The 20,753-nt window shown below is 51.0% G+C and carries 21 protein-coding genes; 13 read left to right on the top strand and 8 right to left on the bottom strand.

Features of this window, described 5'->3' with window-relative positions; translation table 11 throughout:
* Positions 1-570 (top strand): hypothetical protein (locus J0L72_08265; protein ID MBN8690771.1); only part of this gene is annotated, 570 nt, incomplete at its 5' end.
* Between the two features lie 58 nt (positions 571-628).
* Here the strand turns inward: J0L72_08265 and J0L72_08260 are convergent.
* Both J0L72_08260 and J0L72_08255 read right to left on the bottom strand, forming a co-directional pair.
* Positions 629-1,840, bottom strand: coding sequence for a HAMP domain-containing histidine kinase (locus J0L72_08260; GenBank protein MBN8690770.1), 1,212 nt, complete (start codon positions 1,838-1,840; stop codon positions 629-631).
* Positions 1,837-2,505, bottom strand: coding sequence for a response regulator transcription factor (locus J0L72_08255; protein ID MBN8690769.1), 669 nt, complete (start codon positions 2,503-2,505; stop codon positions 1,837-1,839). The genes J0L72_08260 and J0L72_08255 overlap by 4 nt, the downstream gene beginning before the upstream one ends.
* Positions 2,506-2,611: 106 nt before the next feature.
* On the opposite strand from J0L72_08255, the gene J0L72_08250 reads away from it, so the two are divergent.
* The 7 genes from J0L72_08250 (at position 2,612) to J0L72_08220 (ending at position 10,291) form a co-directional block, all read left to right on the top strand.
* Positions 2,612-4,108 carry a metallophosphoesterase family protein gene (locus tag J0L72_08250; GenBank protein ID MBN8690768.1) on the top strand — a complete coding sequence of 499 codons (1,497 nt, stop codon included), beginning with the start codon at positions 2,612-2,614 and terminating at the stop codon, positions 4,106-4,108.
* Positions 4,109-4,137: 29 nt separating this feature from the next.
* A complete protein-coding gene (locus J0L72_08245; GenBank protein MBN8690767.1) occupies positions 4,138-5,469 on the top strand; it encodes a YHYH protein in 1,332 nt (443 codons plus the stop codon).
* Complete coding sequence (locus J0L72_08240) at positions 5,466-6,827, top strand: metallophosphoesterase (GenBank protein MBN8690766.1); 1,362 nt, start codon at positions 5,466-5,468, stop codon at positions 6,825-6,827. The genes J0L72_08245 and J0L72_08240 overlap by 4 nt, the downstream gene beginning before the upstream one ends.
* A complete protein-coding gene (locus tag J0L72_08235) occupies positions 6,824-7,798 on the top strand; it encodes a HupE/UreJ family protein (protein MBN8690765.1) in 975 nt (324 codons plus the stop codon). Before J0L72_08240 ends, J0L72_08235 begins: the two co-directional genes overlap by 4 nt.
* Positions 7,795-8,481, top strand: coding sequence for a hypothetical protein (locus J0L72_08230; GenBank protein MBN8690764.1), 687 nt, complete (start codon positions 7,795-7,797; stop codon positions 8,479-8,481). The genes J0L72_08235 and J0L72_08230 overlap by 4 nt, the downstream gene beginning before the upstream one ends.
* 14 nt (positions 8,482-8,495) lie before the next feature.
* Positions 8,496-9,152 (top strand): hypothetical protein, encoded by a 657-nt coding sequence (locus J0L72_08225; protein MBN8690763.1) that lies wholly within the window; start codon positions 8,496-8,498, stop codon positions 9,150-9,152.
* A gap of 359 nt (positions 9,153-9,511) precedes the next feature.
* Positions 9,512-10,291 (top strand): type I restriction enzyme HsdR N-terminal domain-containing protein, encoded by a 780-nt coding sequence (locus J0L72_08220; GenBank protein MBN8690762.1) that lies wholly within the window; start codon positions 9,512-9,514, stop codon positions 10,289-10,291.
* Between the two features lie 225 nt (positions 10,292-10,516).
* On the opposite strand, the gene J0L72_08215 is transcribed toward J0L72_08220, so the two are convergent.
* A complete protein-coding gene (locus J0L72_08215) occupies positions 10,517-11,050 on the bottom strand; it encodes a hypothetical protein (GenBank protein ID MBN8690761.1) in 534 nt (177 codons plus the stop codon).
* A 72-nt stretch (positions 11,051-11,122) separates the two neighbouring features.
* Here J0L72_08215 and J0L72_08210 point away from each other — a divergent pair, with 72 nt between their 5' ends.
* Positions 11,123-11,485: a DUF2200 domain-containing protein gene (locus J0L72_08210; GenBank protein MBN8690760.1), complete on the top strand. Its 363-nt coding sequence runs from the start codon at positions 11,123-11,125 to the stop codon at positions 11,483-11,485.
* A gap of 300 nt (positions 11,486-11,785) precedes the next feature.
* On the opposite strand, the gene J0L72_08205 is transcribed toward J0L72_08210, so the two are convergent.
* Together J0L72_08205 and J0L72_08200 are read right to left on the bottom strand one after the other, a co-directional pair.
* Complete coding sequence (locus tag J0L72_08205; protein ID MBN8690759.1) at positions 11,786-12,202, bottom strand: hypothetical protein; 417 nt, start codon at positions 12,200-12,202, stop codon at positions 11,786-11,788.
* A gap of 18 nt (positions 12,203-12,220) precedes the next feature.
* The gene (locus J0L72_08200) at positions 12,221-12,961 is read right to left on the bottom strand and encodes a hypothetical protein (GenBank protein MBN8690758.1); all 741 of its coding nucleotides are present in this window, start codon (positions 12,959-12,961) and stop codon (positions 12,221-12,223) included.
* Between the two features lie 789 nt (positions 12,962-13,750).
* On the opposite strand from J0L72_08200, the gene J0L72_08195 reads away from it, so the two are divergent.
* Positions 13,751-14,158, top strand: coding sequence for a hypothetical protein (locus J0L72_08195; GenBank protein ID MBN8690757.1), 408 nt, complete (start codon positions 13,751-13,753; stop codon positions 14,156-14,158).
* Positions 14,159-14,608: 450 nt separating this feature from the next.
* On the opposite strand, the gene J0L72_08190 is transcribed toward J0L72_08195, so the two are convergent.
* Complete coding sequence (locus J0L72_08190; GenBank protein ID MBN8690756.1) at positions 14,609-14,932, bottom strand: hypothetical protein; 324 nt, start codon at positions 14,930-14,932, stop codon at positions 14,609-14,611.
* A gap of 951 nt (positions 14,933-15,883) precedes the next feature.
* Positions 15,884-16,387, bottom strand: a complete 504-nt coding sequence (locus J0L72_08185; GenBank protein MBN8690755.1) for a hypothetical protein — start codon at positions 16,385-16,387, stop codon at positions 15,884-15,886.
* 475 nt (positions 16,388-16,862) lie between these two features.
* On the opposite strand from J0L72_08185, the gene J0L72_08180 reads away from it, so the two are divergent.
* Positions 16,863-17,354, top strand: coding sequence for a GNAT family N-acetyltransferase (locus J0L72_08180; GenBank protein MBN8690754.1), 492 nt, complete (start codon positions 16,863-16,865; stop codon positions 17,352-17,354).
* A gap of 361 nt (positions 17,355-17,715) precedes the next feature.
* Complete coding sequence (locus tag J0L72_08175; GenBank protein MBN8690753.1) at positions 17,716-18,456, top strand: hypothetical protein; 741 nt, start codon at positions 17,716-17,718, stop codon at positions 18,454-18,456.
* A 77-nt stretch (positions 18,457-18,533) separates the two neighbouring features.
* Here the strand turns inward: J0L72_08175 and J0L72_08170 are convergent, their stop codons facing one another.
* Complete coding sequence (locus J0L72_08170; GenBank protein MBN8690752.1) at positions 18,534-19,478, bottom strand: PEP-CTERM sorting domain-containing protein; 945 nt, start codon at positions 19,476-19,478, stop codon at positions 18,534-18,536.
* A gap of 315 nt (positions 19,479-19,793) precedes the next feature.
* Between J0L72_08170 and J0L72_08165 the strand changes: the two genes are divergently transcribed.
* On the top strand, positions 19,794-20,741 hold the full coding sequence (locus tag J0L72_08165) for a PEP-CTERM sorting domain-containing protein (GenBank protein MBN8690751.1): 948 nt from the start codon (positions 19,794-19,796) through the stop codon (positions 20,739-20,741).
* Positions 20,742-20,753 lie beyond the last annotated feature (12 nt).

Raw genomic sequence — 20,753 nt, 5'->3', positions numbered from 1 at the left:
GAGTCCAACCCAGAACTCCAACTTCAGTATGCAATGGGGCTAGTCAATGCGATTCACGACAAGTGCTCGAAAATGGAGGAAATTCAGAACCACCTGGAATCCTTAAGAAACCTCAAAGGACGGGAGTCCAACCCAGAACTCCAACTTCAGTTTGCAATGGGGCTAGTCAATGCGATTCACGAGAAGCGCTCGACGATGGAGGAAATCCAGAACCACCTGGAATCCTTAAGAAACCTCAAAGAACGTGAGTCCAACCCAGAACTCCGACTTGAGTATGCAAATGGGCTATTGAATGCAGCAATCGTTAGCAAACATCTTAGACCGATCTTGGTGCCGCGCGTCCGGGAATTGCTTGGTGAGGATTTGAAGCCGGATGCTAGTGAAATTGCATTGCTTGCGTACCTCATTCTCATAGCCGAAGGTGATGCCATTCTCAAGAACCCGGCTCTGGAACTGACAAAGATTCTTTTGGAGTATGAGCAGACGCGAATGGAGGAACAGAAATTATTTAATAGCTTGTTCAGCAACATTCTTGCCAGGTATCGTATAACCTCAGCTGATTTAAGGTAATACTGTATTTCCCCAGGGTAATCGATCACCTCACGCCGTTTCGCAAAAAATTGATCAATCAGAACCGGACTTTGGCGAAGAAGGCGCCATCAGATTCGTTGGTTTCGAGGTGCCAGCCATTGGTGCGGGCGACTTCGCGGCAGATGCGCAGCCCTAGACCATTCCCAGCGAGATGAGTTTCGCCGCTAGCAGGATTCTTGAAGCACAGCTCGACTCCATCTTCCATCCGCGAACTAGCAACCGCAACGATCGATCCGTTTGGGGAGTGTTTCACCGAGTTTTCGAGCAGATTTCGCAGCAAAAGCACTAAGTGTTCCCGGGGGGAGTCGACCTGAACATCATCATCCACCTGAACGTTGAGCGTGATCCCTTTGAGTTCCATCAAGGGTTGGAGGTCCGCGGAAATTTCGCCGAGGATCGGAACGACGCTCAAAGGCTCGCGTGCCGACTGCGCCGAAGATTGAGACAGCCCTTGTAGAGTCAATACCGCTTCACTAAGGTTCTTGAGCCGATAGACTTGCCGCTGGACCTCGATCAAGGTGGCTTCCATCTCTTCCCTACTTTGCTCGCTTCCAAGCGCAAGGTCGAGTTTCAATAGGAGCGAGTGGATCGGCGTCCGAAGTTCATGTGAGAGAGTGGCGTAGCTGTTGATGCGGTCCTCGCTCTCGAGTCTGAGTTCATGGATCAAGGCATTTAGTGTCTGCACAAGGCTGACCACTTCTCGATCGGTTGAAGGCGGAGTAACGACAAGATTGGGGTCTTCCTTTGCGCTCTGGACTCTGTTGACAAGCTTCGAGATGGGTCTCAACGTCGCGCCCACAAGCACCCAGGCTCCCACACCGTAAACCACTAATCCCAACCCTGTGATAGCAAACGCAAGCATTCTGAGATCGTTGGAGGAGTGCTGTTCTGGCATCACGTAGAGCAGAACTCCTTCGTCCAGAATCTGCTGTTGCGCCCCTCTTTTCTCAGCGTCTGGAGCGCGGTGCGGAGATTGCCACAGCACTGCACCGGACCGGTCCAACAACGTGGCACCGGCACCAAGCGTGTCCAATCCACTTTGGTCGTAGATTTCTGCAACTCTAGATAGAGGATTTGAACCTTGAAGATCCCTGGAGAGGCGATTGATCGCCCGCTTGGCGACCGACTTGCGTTCTTGCAGACTGTTCTGCTCGGTTGCAAAGAGGAGGCCCTGGACCGAAGCGATGAGGAACGGCACTCCAAGGATGAGCACCAAAAGTGTCATCTTGGCCCGCAAAGATTTCATCATGTGCTCGTGCTCCCTTGAATCCGGTGCCCCACTCCCCTATCGGTCAAGATCAACTTGCCGCTTTGTCCGAGCTTCTTTCGCAAGCCACTCACGTAAACATCGATCACTTTGTCGTCGTAAAAGTCCTGCTTCCAGACCTTTTGCATGATGCTCGTGCGGGTGACGGTCCGACCCCGCCCAAGCATCAACTGTTCGAGCAGCGCAAATTCCGTTGGCGAAAGCTCTACGCGGGCTTGGTCGACGAAAACCGTTCTTTCTAGCTGATCCAACTTGATCGGGCCGAGCTTGAGAATAGTCGCCGGTGCCGAAGTTCTGCGCAAGTTGGCCCGAACTCGTGCCAGGAGTTCTGCCACCTCAAATGGCTTGGCAAGGTAATCATCTGCGCCCGCATCCAGGCCAGCGACTTTGTGCCGCAATTCTCCACGCGCCGTTAAAAAGATGATCGGAACGGTGTTGTCGCCTTGGCGCAGTTCCCGACAGATCGAAAGCCCATCTTGCCCAGGCAACATCATGTCGAGGAGGATCAAGTCGTAGTGATTCGATTTGGCAAAATGGAGACCTTGGGGCCCGGTCGTAGAGACTTCGACGTCAAATCCATCCGCAATTAATGCCGCTGCCAATGACTGCCCAACGCTAATATCATCCTCTACAACCAGAATCCTCACTTAGATATGTTGACGGATTGGTGGATGGCGCGTTCGGTGGGTTAGAGTTTTCTTACCTTTCTGAACTACAAACCGGCTGACCCGTCCTCTACACATGATGGAGAAATTGAGTCTTTTGGGCCTCGCGCTATTGGTTTCTGGCGGAGTGCTTGTTCAAGCTACGGTTCAGCAGAAGGGCCAAGAGCGTCGTGGCGGTCAGAATCCTGGACGCTCTCGGGATTACCCCCTGCCTACGAAAGCTTGGGCCGAAGGTTCGATCATCCAGGGCAACGTGACCGGATCGTCCGTGGAATTTACAATTCACTTCAAGAGCGACGCGGAAGCAACGATCGAATACGGTACCGCCAGCAGTCCGTTTGAACAAAAGTCACAACCTCTCACCCTCAAAAGCGGCGTTCCGTTCCGGACAAAGCTCACCGGGCTCAAACCTAGCACCAAGTATTCCTATCGACTCAGCTTTAAGAAGTCTGGGCAATCTGAAGCGGCAACGAGTCCAACCTATCAGGTTCAAACTCAGAGGAAACCAGGAGAACAGTTCATGTTCTTCGTTCAGGGAGATTCACACCCGGAGCGCGTTCCAAAGATGCATATTCCGTCTCTTTACGAACGAATTCTATTGACGGCTGCAGCGCAAAATCCAGACTTTTACATCTGCCTGGGTGACGACTTTAGCGTGGATACTCTGCGAGAGCGGACCAAGCAAACCGTTGAAGGCGTGTATACAAAGCAGGTCCCTTACCTCGGGCTGGTTGGACATTCTGCTTCTATTTTCTTGGTGAATGGAAACCACGAGCAAGCGGCGAAGGCCAACCTCGACGGGACCGCGAACAGCCTTGGGGTCTGGGCGCAAAACGCTCGAAATCGAAACTTTGCACAGCCCGCGCCGGACGGATTCTATTCGGGCAACTCAGAACCTGTCGAGCATATTGGTTTGTTGCGGAACTACTTTGCCTGGACCTGGGGCGATGCTCTTTTCGTGACCATCGATCCCTACTGGCATTCTGCTTCGGCAGTAGACAATTCCGTCGGTAAAGGACCCGGTTCAGAAGGTGGCGGAAAGGCAAACCGAAACCTTTGGGACATCACCTTGGGCGAGCAGCAATACAAATGGCTCACCAAGACTCTGCTCGAAAGTAAGTCCAAATACAAGTTCGTATTTGCGCACCACGTGAACGGTACGGGCCGCGGTGGCGTTGAGAACGCGACACTCTTCGAATGGGGCGGAAAAGACCCCCGAGGCGGAGATGCTTTCAAAACCAAACGTCCGGGCTGGGACATGCCGATCCACCAACTGTTTGTGAAGGCAGGGGTCAGCATTTTCTTCCAGGGCCATGACCATATTTATTGCAAGCAAGAATTGGACGGCGTGATTTATCAGTCGTGCCCATGCCCCGCCGATCCAACCAATAGCCTCATCAACGGCGATGCCTATCGCAGCGGGGAGAAAGTCCCTGGTGCCGGTCTCGTCCGTGTGACAGTTGGCCCGAGCCAAACCAAGGTCGACTACGTCCGGGCGTATGAGCCCGCAGCAGAGAAAGAAGGGCATAAGCACGGCGAAATTGCCCACAGCTATTCCATCAATCCAAAAGGAGCCTCAAAGTGATCAAGTTCAACTCATTTCCAACTTTAGTCATGGCGTTATTCGTTGCCTCTGGCGTCGCCGGAGCAATGTTTGCTCAGACTGCGAAATCAAAGGCCACGGAAGTGGAAAAGTCGTTCGCCAAATTCGCACCAAACGTAAAGACCCGCTCTGATGAAAAGAACTTTTATGTCGAATCGAACGGATTACCCGACCACGAGATGATGACGGGCATCACTGCATGGCAGCAGCAAGTGCCGCTTCCCCAGAAGTACACAGGTACGAATGCCTGGCAATTCCCGCTATTCCCAGTTCCCGCAAAGGAGCCGATGAGCGCGAAAACCAACTTCTTCCGTGGTGCGATTGCGATTGCAGCCAATGGAATTCCGATCTTTAATCCGATCAAGAACGATGGACGGACGGACACCTTTTTGGCGGGCGAACTCGATAAGTGGGGCGGACATAGCGGCAGGGGGGATGATTACCACTATCACATCGTTCCTCTCATCTTGCAGGAAAAGCTTGGCAAGACTCTTCCCGTGGCCTATGCCTTGGACGGGTATCCGATTTATGGTCTAACCGAGCCTGACGGAACGGCACCGAAGGACCTGGATTCATTCAATGGTCATACAACAGCAAAACTGGGATACCACTACCACGCGACAAATTCTTATCCGTACCTGAACGGTGGATTCCATGGCGAAGTCGTTGAAAAGGGCGGCCAAGTCGATCCGCAGCCAAGAGCGACGAGTCCTCGAGAAGCTACATCTCCGCTGCGTGGGGCAAAAATCACTGGCTTCAAGACGATCGAGATTGGCAAGAGCTATTCGTTGACTTACACGATTGATGGCAAGACCAGCAAGGTCAACTATCAGATCAACGTGGATGGAAGCGTGAAATTTGACTTCGTCGATCCTGACGGAAAGGTTCGTTCCGAAACCTACAAAGGCAGACCAGAACGCGGTGGTGGCGGCGGTGGACAAGGCCCGAAAGATCCTGGCGGACGCGGCGATGGCGGCAAGGGTCTAGGTGGCGAATTGGGACCTCCTCCCGGTCCACGCAAGCCTTGGTTCGTTGACCATGCCAAGGGTCTCGACACGAACAAAGACGGTGAAGTCACCAAAGCAGAAGTCACAGCGCAATGCAAAGAAGCATTTGCCGGATATGCAGGCGATGCAGACTCAATCAAAGTCGAGGATTTGCCAAACCTGCGTACCGTACGCAATGAAGTCGGCGGATTCATGAAAGTCCATGCCAAAGAACTCGATCAGAACAGCGACGGGAAGATTACAGAAGCTGAGACCATCGATACGATGCTTCGAATGTTTGACAAGCAGGACAAAAACAGCGATGGAAAGCTCTCAGGTTCGGAGTTAGAGGCTTGAGAACACTTGCCCTTTCCGCGATCCTGCTTGGAGTCGGTTCGATCACTGCCTTCGCTTATCAAAGCCGACAAGAAGGTGAGCAACGACAAGGTGGCCCTCCACCAGTTTATCGAGTCGAAGTTCCGACCATTGACCTGGATGTCATCGCAGGAGTACCGACTGGAAACAGCATCATTCTGAGCATTCGAGGAAAGAGCGAGCCTACGCCAAGTCTGGTGATTCGCGAAGGGAGCAAAGTCATACCATCGCCGAATATCAGCTTGCCGAGTGGGAAGCCCGTTGAGGTTCCGGTCAAGAACCTCAAGCCAGGAACGACTTACACCTACACGCTGACCCAAGGTGCAGCGAAGGTAGACGGTCGCTTCACTACCGCCCGGAAGGCAGGCCAGGAATTCTCATTCGCCATCCAAGCCGATAGCCACCTAGACGGCAACACCGATCTCAAGGTGTTTGAGCGCACCCTCGGCAACATCGTCAAAGACAAACCGGACTTTCTTGTTGATCTTGGCGACACCTTCATGGTGGACAAGTATCCCAACTACAAGGATTCGGCAAAGCAGTACATCGCGCAAAGATATTGGTTCTCTAAGCTCGGATCACAAATGGCAGTTTTTCTCTGCCTTGGAAACCACGATGGCGAAGTGGGATGGCCTGGCCGAGATGGAAGCGATATGGCCAAATGGTCGCGTGAACAACGAGAAGCCAACTTCCCGGTGATTCATCCCAGCGAGTTTTACTCAGGCGCACCGAAGCAAGGTCTTTGGTACGCGTGGAATTGGGGCGACGCGACCTTCATCATTCTCGATCCGTTTGTCGCGACAACTCGCAAAACTCGAGGCGATGAAGACGGCTGGAACTGGACCCTCGGCAAAGACCAGTTCGACTGGTTCGAGAAAACGCTCAAGGAATCGAAATCTAAGTTCAAGTTCGTGTTTATTCACCATCTCGTTGGTGGATTTGGCGGTGCAGAAGCCCGTGGTGGCGTCGAAGCTGCAGATCGATTCGAATGGGGCAACAAGCAGGAATTCCCCGAAAAACGAAAGGGCTGGGCAGAACCAATCCACGCCCTGATGTTGAAGTACGGCGTCACCGCGATGTTCCACGGACATGATCATCTCTATGTCCGCCAAGAAAAGGATGGCATCGTGTATCTCGAAGTGCCGCAACCCGGCCAGCCAAGAGACAACGCGATCGGAAGCGCCGAGAAATACGGCTACAAGTCAGGAACGATCTTGGGGAGTTCTGGCCACATCCGGGTGACCGTCAACTCTAAAGCGGCCACGCTCGAATATGTAAAGTCGCTTGCTGGATCCGATAACAGAAAAATTGTCGACAAATTGGAGATCAACGCCAAGTGATTCGGTCGGCCATCTTTGTCTTGTTCGTCCTAGTGGTCCGGTTCGCCGCGGCGCATGACTTGGACCTCACCCTGATCAAGATGGACCAGGGGCGTGGCAAATCCACGCTCGAACTCACCACGCCGCTCAGTCGGTTTGTCCAGACATCCAGTTTGTCCGATCAACCATCCGCCCCCGCGCTGGATATGGCAGTTCGGGAGCGATTAAAGCTCGGTACAAACTTCCCCGCCAGCATCAACATCAATAGCCAAGCGGACCTGTTGACATGGTCCGCAGTTCTATCTCCTGGGCAGGAGCTCTCGTTGGATCGATTCGACCAATCTACACCTGACGCGCGAACGGTCATCGCTAAATACGAAAACGGCAAACTGCAATCCGAGACTTTGCTAGAAAGCGAAAAAACTCTGCCATCTACTTTCGGGATGTTTGGCACAGGGGTACAGCACATCCTCTCCGGGCTAGATCACATCTTGTTTATCGTGGGGTTGGCTTTACTCGGAGGCGGATTCAAGTCGATTCTGAAAGTCCTCACTGCCTTTACTATCGCTCACTCGGTCATCTTGTTCGCCGCATCCGCAGGTTGGGTGCGAGCCAATCCACGCTTTATCGAACCGCTCATCGCACTCTCGATCGTGGCCTTAGCCATCGAAGGCATTCGACGCGTCAATCAAGACGAAATCCCGAGCATCCGTCCAAGAATCGCAATCGCCTTCGTGTTTGGTTTGATCCACGGGTTTGGATTTGCGGGTGGGCTCACCGATCTCGGCTTGCAGGACGCCCAACTACTCAAAAGCGTCTTCTACTTCAGCCTCGGGATCGAATTCGGCCAATTCCTCATTCTCGTCCCGACCGCCTTGTTGCTTCTCGCATTAGCAAAGGCCGATAAGCAACGTGCGAGGCAGATCGCGCTTTCTGCATCCGTCGGTCTCGGCATGATCGGATGCTTCTGGTTCATGGAGCGAGTGTTATGAAATCGATCGCTTTGACATCTTTCGCCATAGCTGGTCTAGCGGCAATCGTCTTGGGCCAAGTGCAACGCCAAGAACGCGTTATCAAACCGGACCTAACGGACACGATCAAGGCGAGCATCTACGCCGACAATTGGTTTGTTCTCTACATCAACGGCAAGCAGGTGGCGATCGACCCGATCGACTTCCTGCCGCATAACGTCGTCACGCTGGACATCTTGCCTGAATACCCAATGACCATCGCGGTGATGGCGATGGATAACGCCGACCCGAAGACAGGGTGCGAATACGGAACAAATATCGGCGATGGTGGCTTCATTCTCAAGTTTGCCGACGGGACCGTATCCAATGCTAGCTGGAAGGCAAAGTGTTTCTTTTCCGGCCCCATCGAGGGCAACATGAGCAATCCAAAAGTGTCCCGAAATCCGATCCCCAAAGATTGGTTCGCCACCAACTTCGATGACTCAAGCTGGAGCAACGCCACCGAATTCAGCGAGCAAGAAGTCGGACCCAAAAAGACTTTTTACGATTTCGATTTTTCGGAAGCTAAGTTCATCTGGAGCAAGGACCTTGCGCTAGATAACACGGTGATTTTCCGGGCCCGAATCGAAAAACCGGGGTGGAAACCGCGATGGACGACTAAGCCCGATCTCGACATCAGCCGACCAAATGGCGGCAACGACTGAACCCAGGAATCAACATGAAAAAGACACTGACAATCATCATTGCGCTTGTCGCAATCTCATCATTGGCGTTTGCTCAACAAAGCGGCGGCGGACAACGTGGACAAGGCGGAGGCGGCGGTCAAGGCCAGCGCGGTGGACAAAATCAGAAGCAAGATGGCAGTAATGACGCCGTCCGACTTTTGGCAATGCCAAGCGTCCAAACCGAGCTCAACCTCACTGCAGATCAAAAGTCTAAGCTCGCGGAACTCCTTCCCCAACGCGGACAGGGTGGCCAGAAAGGTCAAGGCGAAGGCGAGCAAGGCGCGAATCGCACCAACCAAGCAGACGCTGCTAAGAAGATTGCTGAAATTTTGGACGATAAGCAAGAAGCACGGCTTGCAGAACTCGTGATTCAACACGCCGGCAATCGCGCTGTACTCGATCCAAAGGTTGCGGCTAAGTTGGAGCTAACCGAAGAACAAAAGAGCAAGATCGCTGCTCTTCGAGAAAAGCAACGCACGGGCCGAAACGGTGGCGGAAACACTGGCCAGGACACCGATCGTGCCGCCGCACGCGCCGCTCGTGAAAAGGCGGAAAAGGAGCTTGACGCCGAAATTGGCAAGATTCTTACCGATAAGCAAAAGGCCGATCTCAAGGCTCTTGGCGGAAAGACCTTTAAGTTCGAAAACTAATCACCCCATACTCGGAACCTCGGCGGCTTTCTCGCGATTGCTGCCGAGGTTTCTTTGCTTTAAGCTGGCGCGTAGAAGCAGAATGACCGGCAGCTCGGTGCGCAAATAATTCCCAAAATGAAACGGGGCGTTGGTTCCGTCGGTATCTTGAGCGGACGTGGATTCAGCAGCGAAGCCGATGCCAAGTCAGGAAATGGCACCAAATGTAGGGATAAAACCCCGGCCGGTGATCTACCGGATTGCGGCAGATGTTTGGTCGCTGTGGCTTGGAACGGTATACGGCATCTTGGGGCATGTGCCGCATTGGGGCGTCGCGTTAATCCAATCAAAAGTGGCTCAAAAATGATAAGCTTAGGGTGATGCAAAAGATTCCTAAGAAGGTTACAGATCGAATCGCTAGCAAGCTCAAAGCTTATCAGTCAATCGGCGTCAGTCAACGCAAGAAGGACGTTATGGAGGCCGATACGGTCACCCTAGTCAAAGACATCCTCGCCGACGTCTTTGGTTACGATAAGTACGATGAATTGACAAGTGAGCATCAAATCAGAGGAACGTTTTGCGACCTCGCAATAAAGATATCAGGCAAAGTCAAAATTCTGGTTGAAGTCAAGTCTGCCGGTACCACTTTAAACGAGTCTCACCTCCGGCAAGTTGTGAATTATGGTGCAAACCAAGGCGTCGAATGGATCGTCTTGACAAACGCGGTCGAATGGCGACTCTATAAGATCAAATTTGGCCAGCCAGTCGATTTTGAGGAAGTCTCTACTTTCGATTTCACGTCGGCCAATGCGCGTTCCGAGGAGGATGTGCAGAAATTGTACATTTTCTGCCGAGAGGGAATTTCTACCGACGCGATGTCGGCTTTCCACCAACACTCACTGGTTCTTAATAAGTTCATGATCGCCCAAGTCGCATTAACAGAACCGATTGCATCAGTGATAAAGAGAGAAATGAAGAAACTGTTTCCCGATGTAAAAGTAAGTTCTGACCAGATCACAAATTTGCTCTCCAACGAGATCTTTCGGCGCGAAGTTATTGAAGGCGAACGAGCAAAGGAAACCGCAACGAAGTTGCGGAAAGCACGCCAAAAGATGCTGAAAAGCACAGAATCCGAAAAATCCATTGCAGTCGAAAAGTGATAACTGGTCCAGGCAACTTCATGTGGGCACCCAATGCCATGCTTCTTTAGGTGCCCATTTGCTCCGCATTCAAAATATAACGGCCATTATGCCGTTAGGTCCACGGTGATTACAAACCGAGTCAACTGCCTGTATCGGTCGCGCGTCACGCCCTCTCCTCAGATTTCCACCAATAAATGACGAAAATCCTTGTTCGGCTGCGAAAATCATCTTAAAGACCACCTCTCAGGCGATTTGGGTGATCGTCACCGCTTCATCCTGCAATTTCGAGCGGCAGGCGGTCTCCATCTCAGCGAAACTCGGGCCATAAAGATTGAGCGATAAGCCCGCGGTTCCAAAATCGCCGTAGTGATGCGGCGCATCGTCCCCTTCCATGAGTCGCTGTGCAAAAGCGTCCGCCAATTCCGCAGTTTCGAACTTGATTTCGAGCCCTTCAGCCTGCCCAACCGGCACTTTCCGCCCGTCTGGAAGCGTCAAAAACGAGCCTTTTGGGACGCAAAGATCGTTGAGCATCTCGAGCAGCACATTCAGCACTGGCTCGCCCGAATCTTTCAATCGAATCTCGATGTCCACATGCGTGACCGCGTCTCCCGCGTCCGAAAGAGCCGTCCCCGCCCCTTGAACCTTGCCCAATTTTGCCTCGCGCAGCAGCTCGTCCAAAGGGTCCTCGATGAATTCGCCGCGCGTCATCGGCAATATTCGCGCGTTGATTGTCGCGATCACCACATGCGATTTCTTCCCAAAAAGCCGGCCGAGCATCTTCCGATTCTACTCCCTCCCGCCCAGCATCAATCGGGTAGCCTTTCGGCTCGAATCCGGGGAAAAGCATTCATGCAAGACACTTCGCACCACGACGCCAAGATCGCCAAACTGATCTTTCGATCGGTTTATCCGCACTATGTGGCCAAGGTGGAATCGAAGGGCCGGACCGTGGCCGAGCTGCACCAGGTGATCGAATGGCTGACCGGATACGACGAGGCGGCCCTGCAACAGCACCTAAACCAGGACACAACCTTCGAAGAATTCTTCGCAGGCGCGAACCTGAACCCGAACGCCCACCTGATCACGGGGGTGATTTGTGGGTATCGCGTCGAGCTCATCACCAACCCCCTGACGCAACAGGCGCGGTATCTGGATAAGCTCATTGACGAGCTGGCAAAAGGCAAGAATATGGAGAAGATTCTTCGGCAATAGGAGGCGGGGCACTAACGCTTCGCGTTGAATCTCAACATAACGCCATTTTCGAGGTGTACAGAATACAAAGAATTAAGAGCCAACTGAAGCTCCTACAGATCGACAGGAAATTGTTTTCTTAGCTATTCTTTGCTTCATTGGTGATCAACACTGGCACTTGAATGGAATTGGACCATTTGGGTGAACTCCCCGCCCTTAAACTGCAACACCTTCACGTTTCAAATCAAACTTAATGTCCAGTATCGGAACTTAACTCAGATTTACGGCCTGCATTCGACAAAATGGGGGCATTTTCGATTGTTACCCTGGACCGTATCCCCAACCTTTTCTCCACAAAGTTCCGTTGACGAAGTCAAACCAAACGATTACGGGTTTCATAAAGTAGTTTCTTTGTATCCACAATTCAATACGGCCAGTGAACGATTTACCTACTTTGCCGATTTCAAATTCGCCAACATCTTCGGACGTAAACCGTCCAAATGGTGACTCAATTACTTTTTTAGCTTCAGGCGCCGCCTTACGCCAAACGTACATTGAACTAATTTCGATTCTCTCATGCTTGGCAAGAACCGCTACAGGTTCGATTGATGAGTTCACGGGCACCGAGTCAATCAATGTGAATGCGAATGTCCGTTCATGCTCGACATTGGTGTTCAACATCCAGCCGAGTCCCACCACAATTATGAAAGTAATCAGATACCGCTTTTTCTTTATCATTCTCCCCACCTACGGTTTTCAATTTGCAAAGAATGTTACTATTGAATTCCGCTTTGCAAATGCAATATGAACTCCTTCCGAGCTGAATCGTACTGACGGAGTTCCAGGCGTGTTTAAGAGTAGATCTGCAAATATCTGCGATTTCCCACCCGCAACACTGCCGACGACGATAGTCCTTCTATTCGAATCCTTAATTTTAACCAAATTGATTCCAACGGTGACATTTCGCTTGTGATAGATTTGAGAAAGGGCTCGGCTCGGATTCGCAAATACCATACTGTACGTGTATCCATCCATTCTCGCCACAGGGAGTCCATGTTTCCACAGAGAACGAGACTCGAGAATCTTGTGAGACTTGGCATCATACTCGACCACTAACTCACCGTCTAGCTTCGACTGAATTACGTCCTTTTCGGAAGAGCCGTAGAATCCTCCGCTCAGCCGGATGTGGTTTACCGAGAAAAACAGGTAGTCGCCGAGGAAGTAGACGTAGGCAGGATCTTCGTCTCGACACAGCTGTATCGTTTTGAGTTTTCGACCATCTCGGGACAATGTAAGTTCTGCCAATCCAGGGAGAACGTATAGATTCAACTTCTGGTTAACTACGATATCACGAGCTGGGTTTCGGGATACGCTCCATTGCGGTCGCCCGTTTTTCACACATGCCCACATTGGAACGAGATCCTGCTCCGTCTCGAGGAAATTGATTGGCCCACTCGAAATGAGCGACAATGCGATTGCCATTTGTACCGTGTTCATTTGTGCGATTCTTGGTGAGACTACCTTTTGCAGTAGGAGAAGAATGAGTTTGCTATAGTCGTTTCTGGCCGAGAGTAGTAATTCACGCGCATACCGTCGGTCCTCTAAATTCGACCCGCGGCATAAGCGCAACAGAAGTAAATCACGTGCAATCCAAACGACTTCCATTTGCTCATTGTCCCGAGAGTACCTTTGCTGGGCTCGTGACTTGTGCAGATTTTGAATGGCTGTATTCTCCGGCAATAGGAGGCGGGTGGGTCGGTGGGGTGGCGGGAGAACCTGACGCCACCCTGGCGCACAAAAATAGGTTCAAATGAACCTATTGAATATTCAAAATATTTAGTGAAATCGCTCCGTTTTGATATGAAATCGCTCCGATTTGATGTGTAATCGCGGCGTTTTGATGTGAAATCGCTCCGTTTTCATATGAAATTGCTCCGATTTTATATCGAATATTTTCAATATTCATTCGAATTGCTCTAATAAAAAATTGTATTGGAGCGATTTCATGTGTTTTTGCGCCGTTTTCAATAGTTTATTCTCTCCGTACACATTGCATTGCGGGCATACAATGTGTAACCGCCGCGTTACGATATCGACTCGCCGAGGCACCATATCAAACCCGAGCATTTCCAATTTTTCTCGCCGATTGCGCAGCTTGATTCTCGGGCGAATCTCCCTGAAGTTGCCGGTCAATACCAGTCCTGGCGGTGGCGCCACACCCTAGAACTCTGATTCATCAAAGCGCGCAACATTGACAGAAAATTGCCGCCGTGCTAACCTTGATTCATGGCCAAGAAAACCTGGGTCGAGAAGCTGAATTCGCGCGCGGAGCCGGTCGTCGAGGTCACCGAAAAGGCGGGAATGGGCATGCCCCCGGGCACACGGTTGCTCATTTCGACCCCTCGCGAGATTCAATCGCGGGTTCAGGCGATCCCGGCAGGGAAATCGCTGAGCGTCGCCGAACTGCGGGCCGATCTGGCGAGAGCGCACAAGGCCGACGCCACATGCCCGCTGACCACTGGAATCTTTTTGCGGATTGTGGCCGAGGTCGCCCTGGAACAGATGGCTGCGGGTTCAAATCCGGGCGAAGTCACGCCGTTTTGGCGGGTGGTCGAACCCAAAAGCCCCCTCGCCAAGAAGCTTTCCTGCGGGCCAGATCGCATCACCGCCCTCCGCTCGGCTGAAGGGATCTAGATTAAGCCGCTATAGAAGCCTCGCTAGTGTCGACTTGGTGAAGGGGGCGCAGATCGCATTCAATGTCGACGCCTGTTGCGTCATTAGTAAGATTCTTTTGGAGGGACAATGTGCCCCCCTTCCCATCGAAGCGTTTCTTCGTACCACTTACCACGACGATGCACACGAAGTTTGAAATTTGCAGAAGGTATGATCACGAATACATCAACTTTAGAAACGGAATAGTTCTCTACATCACGAAGTCGCGATGCTCGCGATCCGAAAATTTCTTCCGAACTGTTGGTCATAGAATCTGACATATAGCTAGTTAGGCATACGATCGCATCTTCTGTCAGCCCACTTTTGGCTCTATAGTAGATTGCTGCGCCCGCAACCCAGATTACAAACAATATGCTGGCATAGCGCAGAACGATTCGGAGAATTTTAGATTGCAGCATATTTTTGCTCCATTTACTTTTTTCTGAAATTGCGGATTGTTACCTTTCCGCTGTCGTTAATCGTAAAGGAAGCAAGCTTTCCATCCCTAAAGCCGATTGCAATATCATCAAATCTATTGGCAGGATTCGTGTATCCCCATACCTGTTTTACTCCGTCTTTGAGTTTTGAATTTGGTGCACCAAGATCCTTCGTGACTCTTTCGGTGGTCTCCCCGCCCGAATATCCGCCCACTATGGTTGCTTTCTTCTTAAAGGAAAGTGAATTGGTGGCGGCATTATTACATCCTCCACAAAGGACAATACACAAGACAACTATCGAAGTTCGAAGATTGTTCATATGTTTGTTTGGGATAGCATCAGGCGATGGATCAATCGGTTCCACCAGGCGCTCTGTATCGTAGATTCTTCATTAGCGACAATATCTGCGCCTATCTCAAACGCGCTCATCTACTTCTACCTTTGGCGCATCCACCGCTCGTGCAAAATACAATCGATATACCCAATTTGCTCGCTACACAAATCAACATGTTCTTCAGCTTCATAGACCTCTACCGCAAATGGTCTGGCACGTTCACGTAACACCTCATAGCACTTTTGAATCGTCCTCAATTGCGGAGTCGTAATCATATTGCATGACTTGAGACTGAGTCGCGATATCGAATCTCGAATTGTATCGTACTCTGTATCGGTATCTAGCAGGTCCGTTTGGCGAAGGATTAACCAAGGCAGAAGCCGTAATTGTCCCCGCTCCGTGAGATACCAAAGACCCCACCTCAGGTCTGCATCCCAAAATACTCGGACTTGTGTCCAACTCTTGCCACCAATCTCCTCTTTAAGAGCATCGATGTAGGGTGTTTCCAGATCCGGGAGCGTATCAATAAAGCAGGGCTCATCGATGACGTGCTCTCTAAACGAAGTCAAAAGTATGGCCTTCAACTCCTCAATGAGTTGCTCTCGAAAAGCAGCTGCGTAATCTTCCAAAGCGGTCTCCTTCTCAATGATATCACACCGACTTTGACGCCACACGTCTTCATAGCGAGCACTTACTGAGCTTTGGCGACTGCAAAATCACCAATGGGGAGGTTTGCCGCGAGTGTTTCTCCCAGACCAGTCGATATAGGCGATTAGGAAAGAGAGGAATACGCCAAGAATTAAGCCATAAAGAACTGCAAATCCGAATCCGCTCCAATTGCCGCTTCTTTGATAGTCACCGATTGCAAGTGCTGCTACCAAAATGATCTGAGCGATGACCCATACTAAGTAAAATCGCTTGTCGTCCAACATGTTGCTATTCGAGAGATGCGCATAGAATGCCGTTAGGGATTCTTGCAAGAACCGAACCCTTCGTGTCGAAGAAAATTAGTTCCTCGTCGGTTTGTACAGTCAATTCTTCCTTCGATAGTGCCATGCGGACGATATTCTTTGCAAGTACTTCAACAGCTGAATTCTTTTCACGGACTATGATTATCCGGCCATAACCATCGGTTGTCGTTTGCTTGACGTACGCGTAGTTGTTCATGTCAAGGCAGTTTCCAAGCGGCGTACCCAATCGACCAGCTCCAAAGACATGAATCCAACTTGGCGTTAGACCTGACTGCTCATAGAGAGCGACGTCCGGCGAGTTTCTTTCCTCGCATTCTTGGTGGATCGCTGGCTCGGGAAAGTGTTCTAGTCCTTCAAAGTCCCCGTTGATGGTTGACGCTATTATGTTTTCCAAACCATCGCGCCCTAACCGAACGACTTTGAGCTGGTCAACTATATCTCCAAAGAGCCCGTACACAATTCCGTTCACTATCTTCGCATCAATTAGTTCCTCAGATAGTTCAATGCGGCTAGACCATCTCGACTTGGGTTCATACCAATCGAGATAGTTTTTATGGCTATCAGAGTTTGAAATTACGACAAGTACTCGGCTCAAAGTAGGACTCACGAAGATGTTGTCACGGGGTCCCACGTATCGGATTTTTGTAACTCCGATTTGCACGGGTTTAGAGTTTTGTTCGTAACGATAGAACTCAACTTCATATAGCTTCTTCTCGCTTCGTACTGCGTATATCGCCGAATTTACCTTTGTCGCAAGTACCAAGGCAGATATTAATATGGGAAAAATTCGCTTAATCGTAACCATCGGGATGACCCTTGTCTAGAGAAGGATATTGGGGCGTGTTCAAGGCCGTTAGATTGTGGACGGAATTTATGGGCGATTGATTTCACTTCAGTATCGCTCTTCTACTTGTACGCTCGTCTCCGACCATACTCTTAGCTTAATGACTCCACACACAAACCTTGAGTTTCATGTTCTCACGCATGCCGATATTGAGCGGCATGTTGAGTCGGAGAAGGCGTTTTTGGATGCCGTTGCGCTTTCGGCGGCGGAAGGGGCTTTAATGCCCAGCGAAGTGGTTCCCTCCTATTTTGAATCTTTGGGCGGAAGAGAGGATTGGATCGGGCTGGTTGCGTTTAAACCTGAGTCCCGCGTGATTTTAGGTTCGGGAGGATTCAAGACGATTCCATTAGACGGAACGGTTGAGGTGGGATACGGGGTCGCGGTGGAGCATTGGGGCAAAGGGATCGGCACGGCGGTTTGCGCGGCATTGGTGCGATATGCCGGAGATCATGGCGCAAGGGTTGTGCGGGCGCACACGCTGAAAGATGGGATTGCCAGCCAAAAGATCCTGCTGAAGAACGGATTTGAGCTGCTGGGAGAAGTGATCGAGCCAGACGACGGCCCGGTGCTTAGGTTTGAACGCGTACTGTAACGAGTAGCTATTTCTGGAGGCATCCAGCGATGCTGGCTTATCATGGAGCTAAAGAATATTTAGCCAGAGAAGGAAAAACTTTTTCCTGAGCAGTTCTGGGATAAGCCAGAGGCATTTTGGGATTACCCAGAGAAGAATTTATTTATCACTGAGCGGTTCTAGGATTACCCAGAGCAGTTTCAGGATAATCCAGAGCAACAAAAATGTTGCAAGAAATTGAATTTCCTTAGAGAAAGCTGATTCCGAGCAATGGCCGCGAAACGCCGACGCATCTCGAAAATGACTGAGCACCCCCTACCGGATCGCTCGCAGTGCAAGCGGAATTGCAACCGCGACGAGCTGCCGAACGTACGGATTCTAAATGGCTGCGCTGTCTTGGATTCGAGCTTGTCGAAACGTTACTGGGATCGTACGTCAAAGGGAGCTTGTACATTTAGAAGCCTTGATGGATGCTGAGGCCGGACGCCAGCCTGCCTACAATCTTTTCATCCTATCTTGTGCGATACCCGCATGCATCGCAACATTTGGCGGGTTGAGTGTTTTTGGGGCATGGATTTCTGGAGCAAACAGTAATTCGTTGATTCTGGGTACGGCATTTACTCTTCTGCTTGCTGCGGGGGCCTGGATTACGTTTTTTCGTTTGTACCGTGCAAGTTCGCGTTCGAGGCGACATCTTCGCGATCTCATCGCAAAGTTTACGAAGCGGTATGCAAGCTTTGGAAACATCTTTTTGGGTGAGCGTCAGCTATCGGAACAGTTTGAAAACATCTTGGACGAGGCGAGCTGTATCTACATGCGGCATGCGGATGTCGCAATGGCACCGCGCTCAATGGCTTCTGACACAACGGTAAGAGCGATCGAAGAATCGCTATCGATGCTTTTTGAAGCAGCACTGGGTTCTCATCCTTCACAGGTTCAAGCAGTCTCGTGGGCAGAACCGCTCTTAAACGAGCTGCGCTTACTGGATCAATCGATCCAAAAGAACTCTGCCGCAAGAATGGGAAGCGGATTTTCCGATCCGATGGAAAGTTTGCGCGCCGCAAGGGCGGATATTGAGGTTAGCACCCAAGCCATTCAGGAAATCGAGAATCGTTCATCTTGATTGACTATAGAAAGTAGTCTGCGCCAAAACCGATAGTCAGGTGCGGACTACTTTCCTGTTCTGATTAATGCGCCTGTCTATGCCGACTTCTTTCGTCGGCGCAATAACGCACCGATTCCAACGCCGAGCGCGATTATAGTGCCTGGTTCAGGAGCAATGACGGTTGCGATTCCAGTCGGAATTTGAAGAGTAGATTGACCAATAATCGAGCCCGTTACTCCGGTAGTTCGATCAAACCGCAATATTCCACCGATCGTTGGCGTCGCTCGGATTTTGCCAATGATGAAGGTCATTCCGCCGTGACCGAGCGCGATGCCCGATGGATTTGCGAATACCGTGTTATTGACAAATGTCGTGACTGTCGCACCAGAATTGTGAAGATCATATTCGATGGTGCTCGCACCGCTGAATTCATAAGCGTTGATCGCGTTGTAGTTTCCGCTATTGGGTGCACCAGCGAGTGGTACAGACAGAACACGATCGGCTGCCCAAGATTGGAAACCAACAAACGTTCCCGACGAAGCGAACCTCTCCAGGCGAACACTATCACCAGATCTGGTGCTCATATAAAAGAAGCCGTCGCCTCCCATGATGCCTTGTTGCACGCCATATGTGCCATTGCGGATGTATTCGGCCAGGAATGCGCCGCCCTGGGTAATGCGGCGGACTCGATCAGCGAGCGCGATGTTCAGCGTGCCATCACTGTTCGAGTTCATGTAGGTTGCAGTACCGTTTAAGTTGAACGACGAAATGAACTCTCCAGTGTTATAGTCCCAGATGGAAATGCGAGCCGTCGCGTCCAGAACAAAGGCCCGGTTTTGGGCTTGGTTCACGACGACGCCCTTTGGATCGACGAGGATTCCGCCGCCAAAGCTTCCGAGATAGGTCCCGCTGATGGGGTCGAAGCGCTGAATACTGTCGGTGCCTGAATCACTAACCAGGGCGAGGTCAAATGATGCCGCAGAAAGCACCGGGAGCCCGATCAAAGACAAGCCAACGAATAGATTGGAAACCAACTTCATGCTAGTTAGTATATGGCATTCCCGCCTGAAGTGGATGCCAGTCGACAATGAAATGCCCACATTTAGACTGGAGGTGGTTCTTGTTCGGACAATTAAATTGGCGGAGTCTGATTCCGTTTTTTGTCGAGAATGGCACAGCAATGTGTTTTAGGCCTCCGAGGCAATCAGTGCAGATTTTGGAATGTGGGCTCCTGGGCTCACGGCGACAAGTCGCCGACTTCAAGACAGGTTGCAGCTTGCAAACGGCGCGTCTCCGATCAAAAACTAGCAAAAATTGTCAATTATTTGTCGAAAATTCACTTATACTGTTGGCGTATGCGATTTGTTCTTGCTCTGAGTTTGTTGGCGACTGCTGGATTGGCTCACGCCAGTTTTGAGCTCGTGATGGTTGCAGACCGCGGCACCCAATCCGTCCATCGCTTTGATGGGAATACAGGCCTGTATTTGGGTTCGTTTGGTGGCGGATATGTACAGAATCCAATCGGAATGTGCATCGACCAAGCTACGGGTCGCGCGTTTGTTGTCGACGCGGTATCTGGAGACGGATCGACGAATGCTCTTGCCCGTGTTTGGACTTTCAACTACAATACAGGCGAATATCTGAGCAGTTTTTCAGCTCCATATTCCTACGTCTATCCTCAAATCGCTTTTCGCAACAACGTTTTGTACCTAGGGATTTCAGGTTCCATTGTAGACGCTTACAGCACTTCTGGCTCGATCTTGAACAGCTATCAATTCAATGGTGCTAGCTCCCCAAGAGGAACAGCTGTAGATGACAATGGGAAGATCTGGACTGTTGAGGGAAACAAGGTCTACACCTACTTGCCTGGATCAGGCACGACCGCTTTCACTATGGCGAGTCCGGTCGCAGCATCTTCAGTAAGTGGTCAGCGCCAAATTGCAATTTCAGGTTCGAGGATGCTGGCTGCCGGAGCGATTTCTGTTTCACGCATCAATCTGAGCGGACTGGTCGCTGCTAATCCTGCGAATCCGATTTCGACCTCTACCTACGCAACCTACACTGCCATTAATGGCGTTGGTTTTGGACACGGCGACATCGGTTACTACACGGGCACGGTATCTGCTGGACAAGGCAGAATATCGCGAATCCTCTATAGTGAAGGGCTGACTTTGCAGACCTTTGGCACAGGGATTCTGAATGACCCGCGCTCGGTCGCAGTGGTTGTCGCTCCTGAACCCAGTTCTTTCATTGCTCTTGGTCTAGGTGCGCTGGCACTTCTTCGACGCCGCAAGCGCGCCTAAAGAATTGTCCAA

The organism is Armatimonadota bacterium, from assembly GCA_017303935.1.
Lineage (GTDB): Bacteria > Armatimonadota > Fimbriimonadia > Fimbriimonadales > Fimbriimonadaceae > JAFLBD01.
Note: the sequence above shows the minus strand (reverse complement) of the source record. Positions and strands in the feature narration are given on the sequence as shown.

Bases quoted from the DNA above. Each gene is read 5' to 3' on its own strand.
- J0L72_08225 (MBN8690763.1), top strand. From the start codon at position 8,496: ATGAAAAAGACACTGACAATCATCATTGCGCTTGTCGCAATCTCATCA.
- J0L72_08215 (MBN8690761.1), bottom strand. From the start codon at position 11,050: ATGCTCGGCCGGCTTTTTGGGAAGAAATCGCATGTGGTGATCGCGACA.
- J0L72_08205 (MBN8690759.1), bottom strand. From the start codon at position 12,202: ATGATAAAGAAAAAGCGGTATCTGATTACTTTCATAATTGTGGTGGGA.
- J0L72_08210 (MBN8690760.1), top strand. From the start codon at position 11,123: ATGCAAGACACTTCGCACCACGACGCCAAGATCGCCAAACTGATCTTT.
- J0L72_08190 (MBN8690756.1), bottom strand. From the start codon at position 14,932: ATGAACAATCTTCGAACTTCGATAGTTGTCTTGTGTATTGTCCTTTGT.
- J0L72_08220 (MBN8690762.1), top strand. From the start codon at position 9,512: ATGCAAAAGATTCCTAAGAAGGTTACAGATCGAATCGCTAGCAAGCTC.
- J0L72_08200 (MBN8690758.1), bottom strand. From the start codon at position 12,961: ATGAACACGGTACAAATGGCAATCGCATTGTCGCTCATTTCGAGTGGG.
- J0L72_08165 (MBN8690751.1), top strand. From the start codon at position 19,794: ATGCGATTTGTTCTTGCTCTGAGTTTGTTGGCGACTGCTGGATTGGCT.
- J0L72_08170 (MBN8690752.1), bottom strand. From the start codon at position 19,478: ATGAAGTTGGTTTCCAATCTATTCGTTGGCTTGTCTTTGATCGGGCTC.
- J0L72_08245 (MBN8690767.1), top strand. From the start codon at position 4,138: ATGGCGTTATTCGTTGCCTCTGGCGTCGCCGGAGCAATGTTTGCTCAG.
- J0L72_08175 (MBN8690753.1), top strand. From the start codon at position 17,716: ATGGCTGCGCTGTCTTGGATTCGAGCTTGTCGAAACGTTACTGGGATC.
- J0L72_08180 (MBN8690754.1), top strand. From the start codon at position 16,863: ATGACTCCACACACAAACCTTGAGTTTCATGTTCTCACGCATGCCGAT.
- J0L72_08260 (MBN8690770.1), bottom strand. From the start codon at position 1,840: ATGATGAAATCTTTGCGGGCCAAGATGACACTTTTGGTGCTCATCCTT.
- J0L72_08230 (MBN8690764.1), top strand. From the start codon at position 7,795: ATGAAATCGATCGCTTTGACATCTTTCGCCATAGCTGGTCTAGCGGCA.
- J0L72_08195 (MBN8690757.1), top strand. From the start codon at position 13,751: ATGGCCAAGAAAACCTGGGTCGAGAAGCTGAATTCGCGCGCGGAGCCG.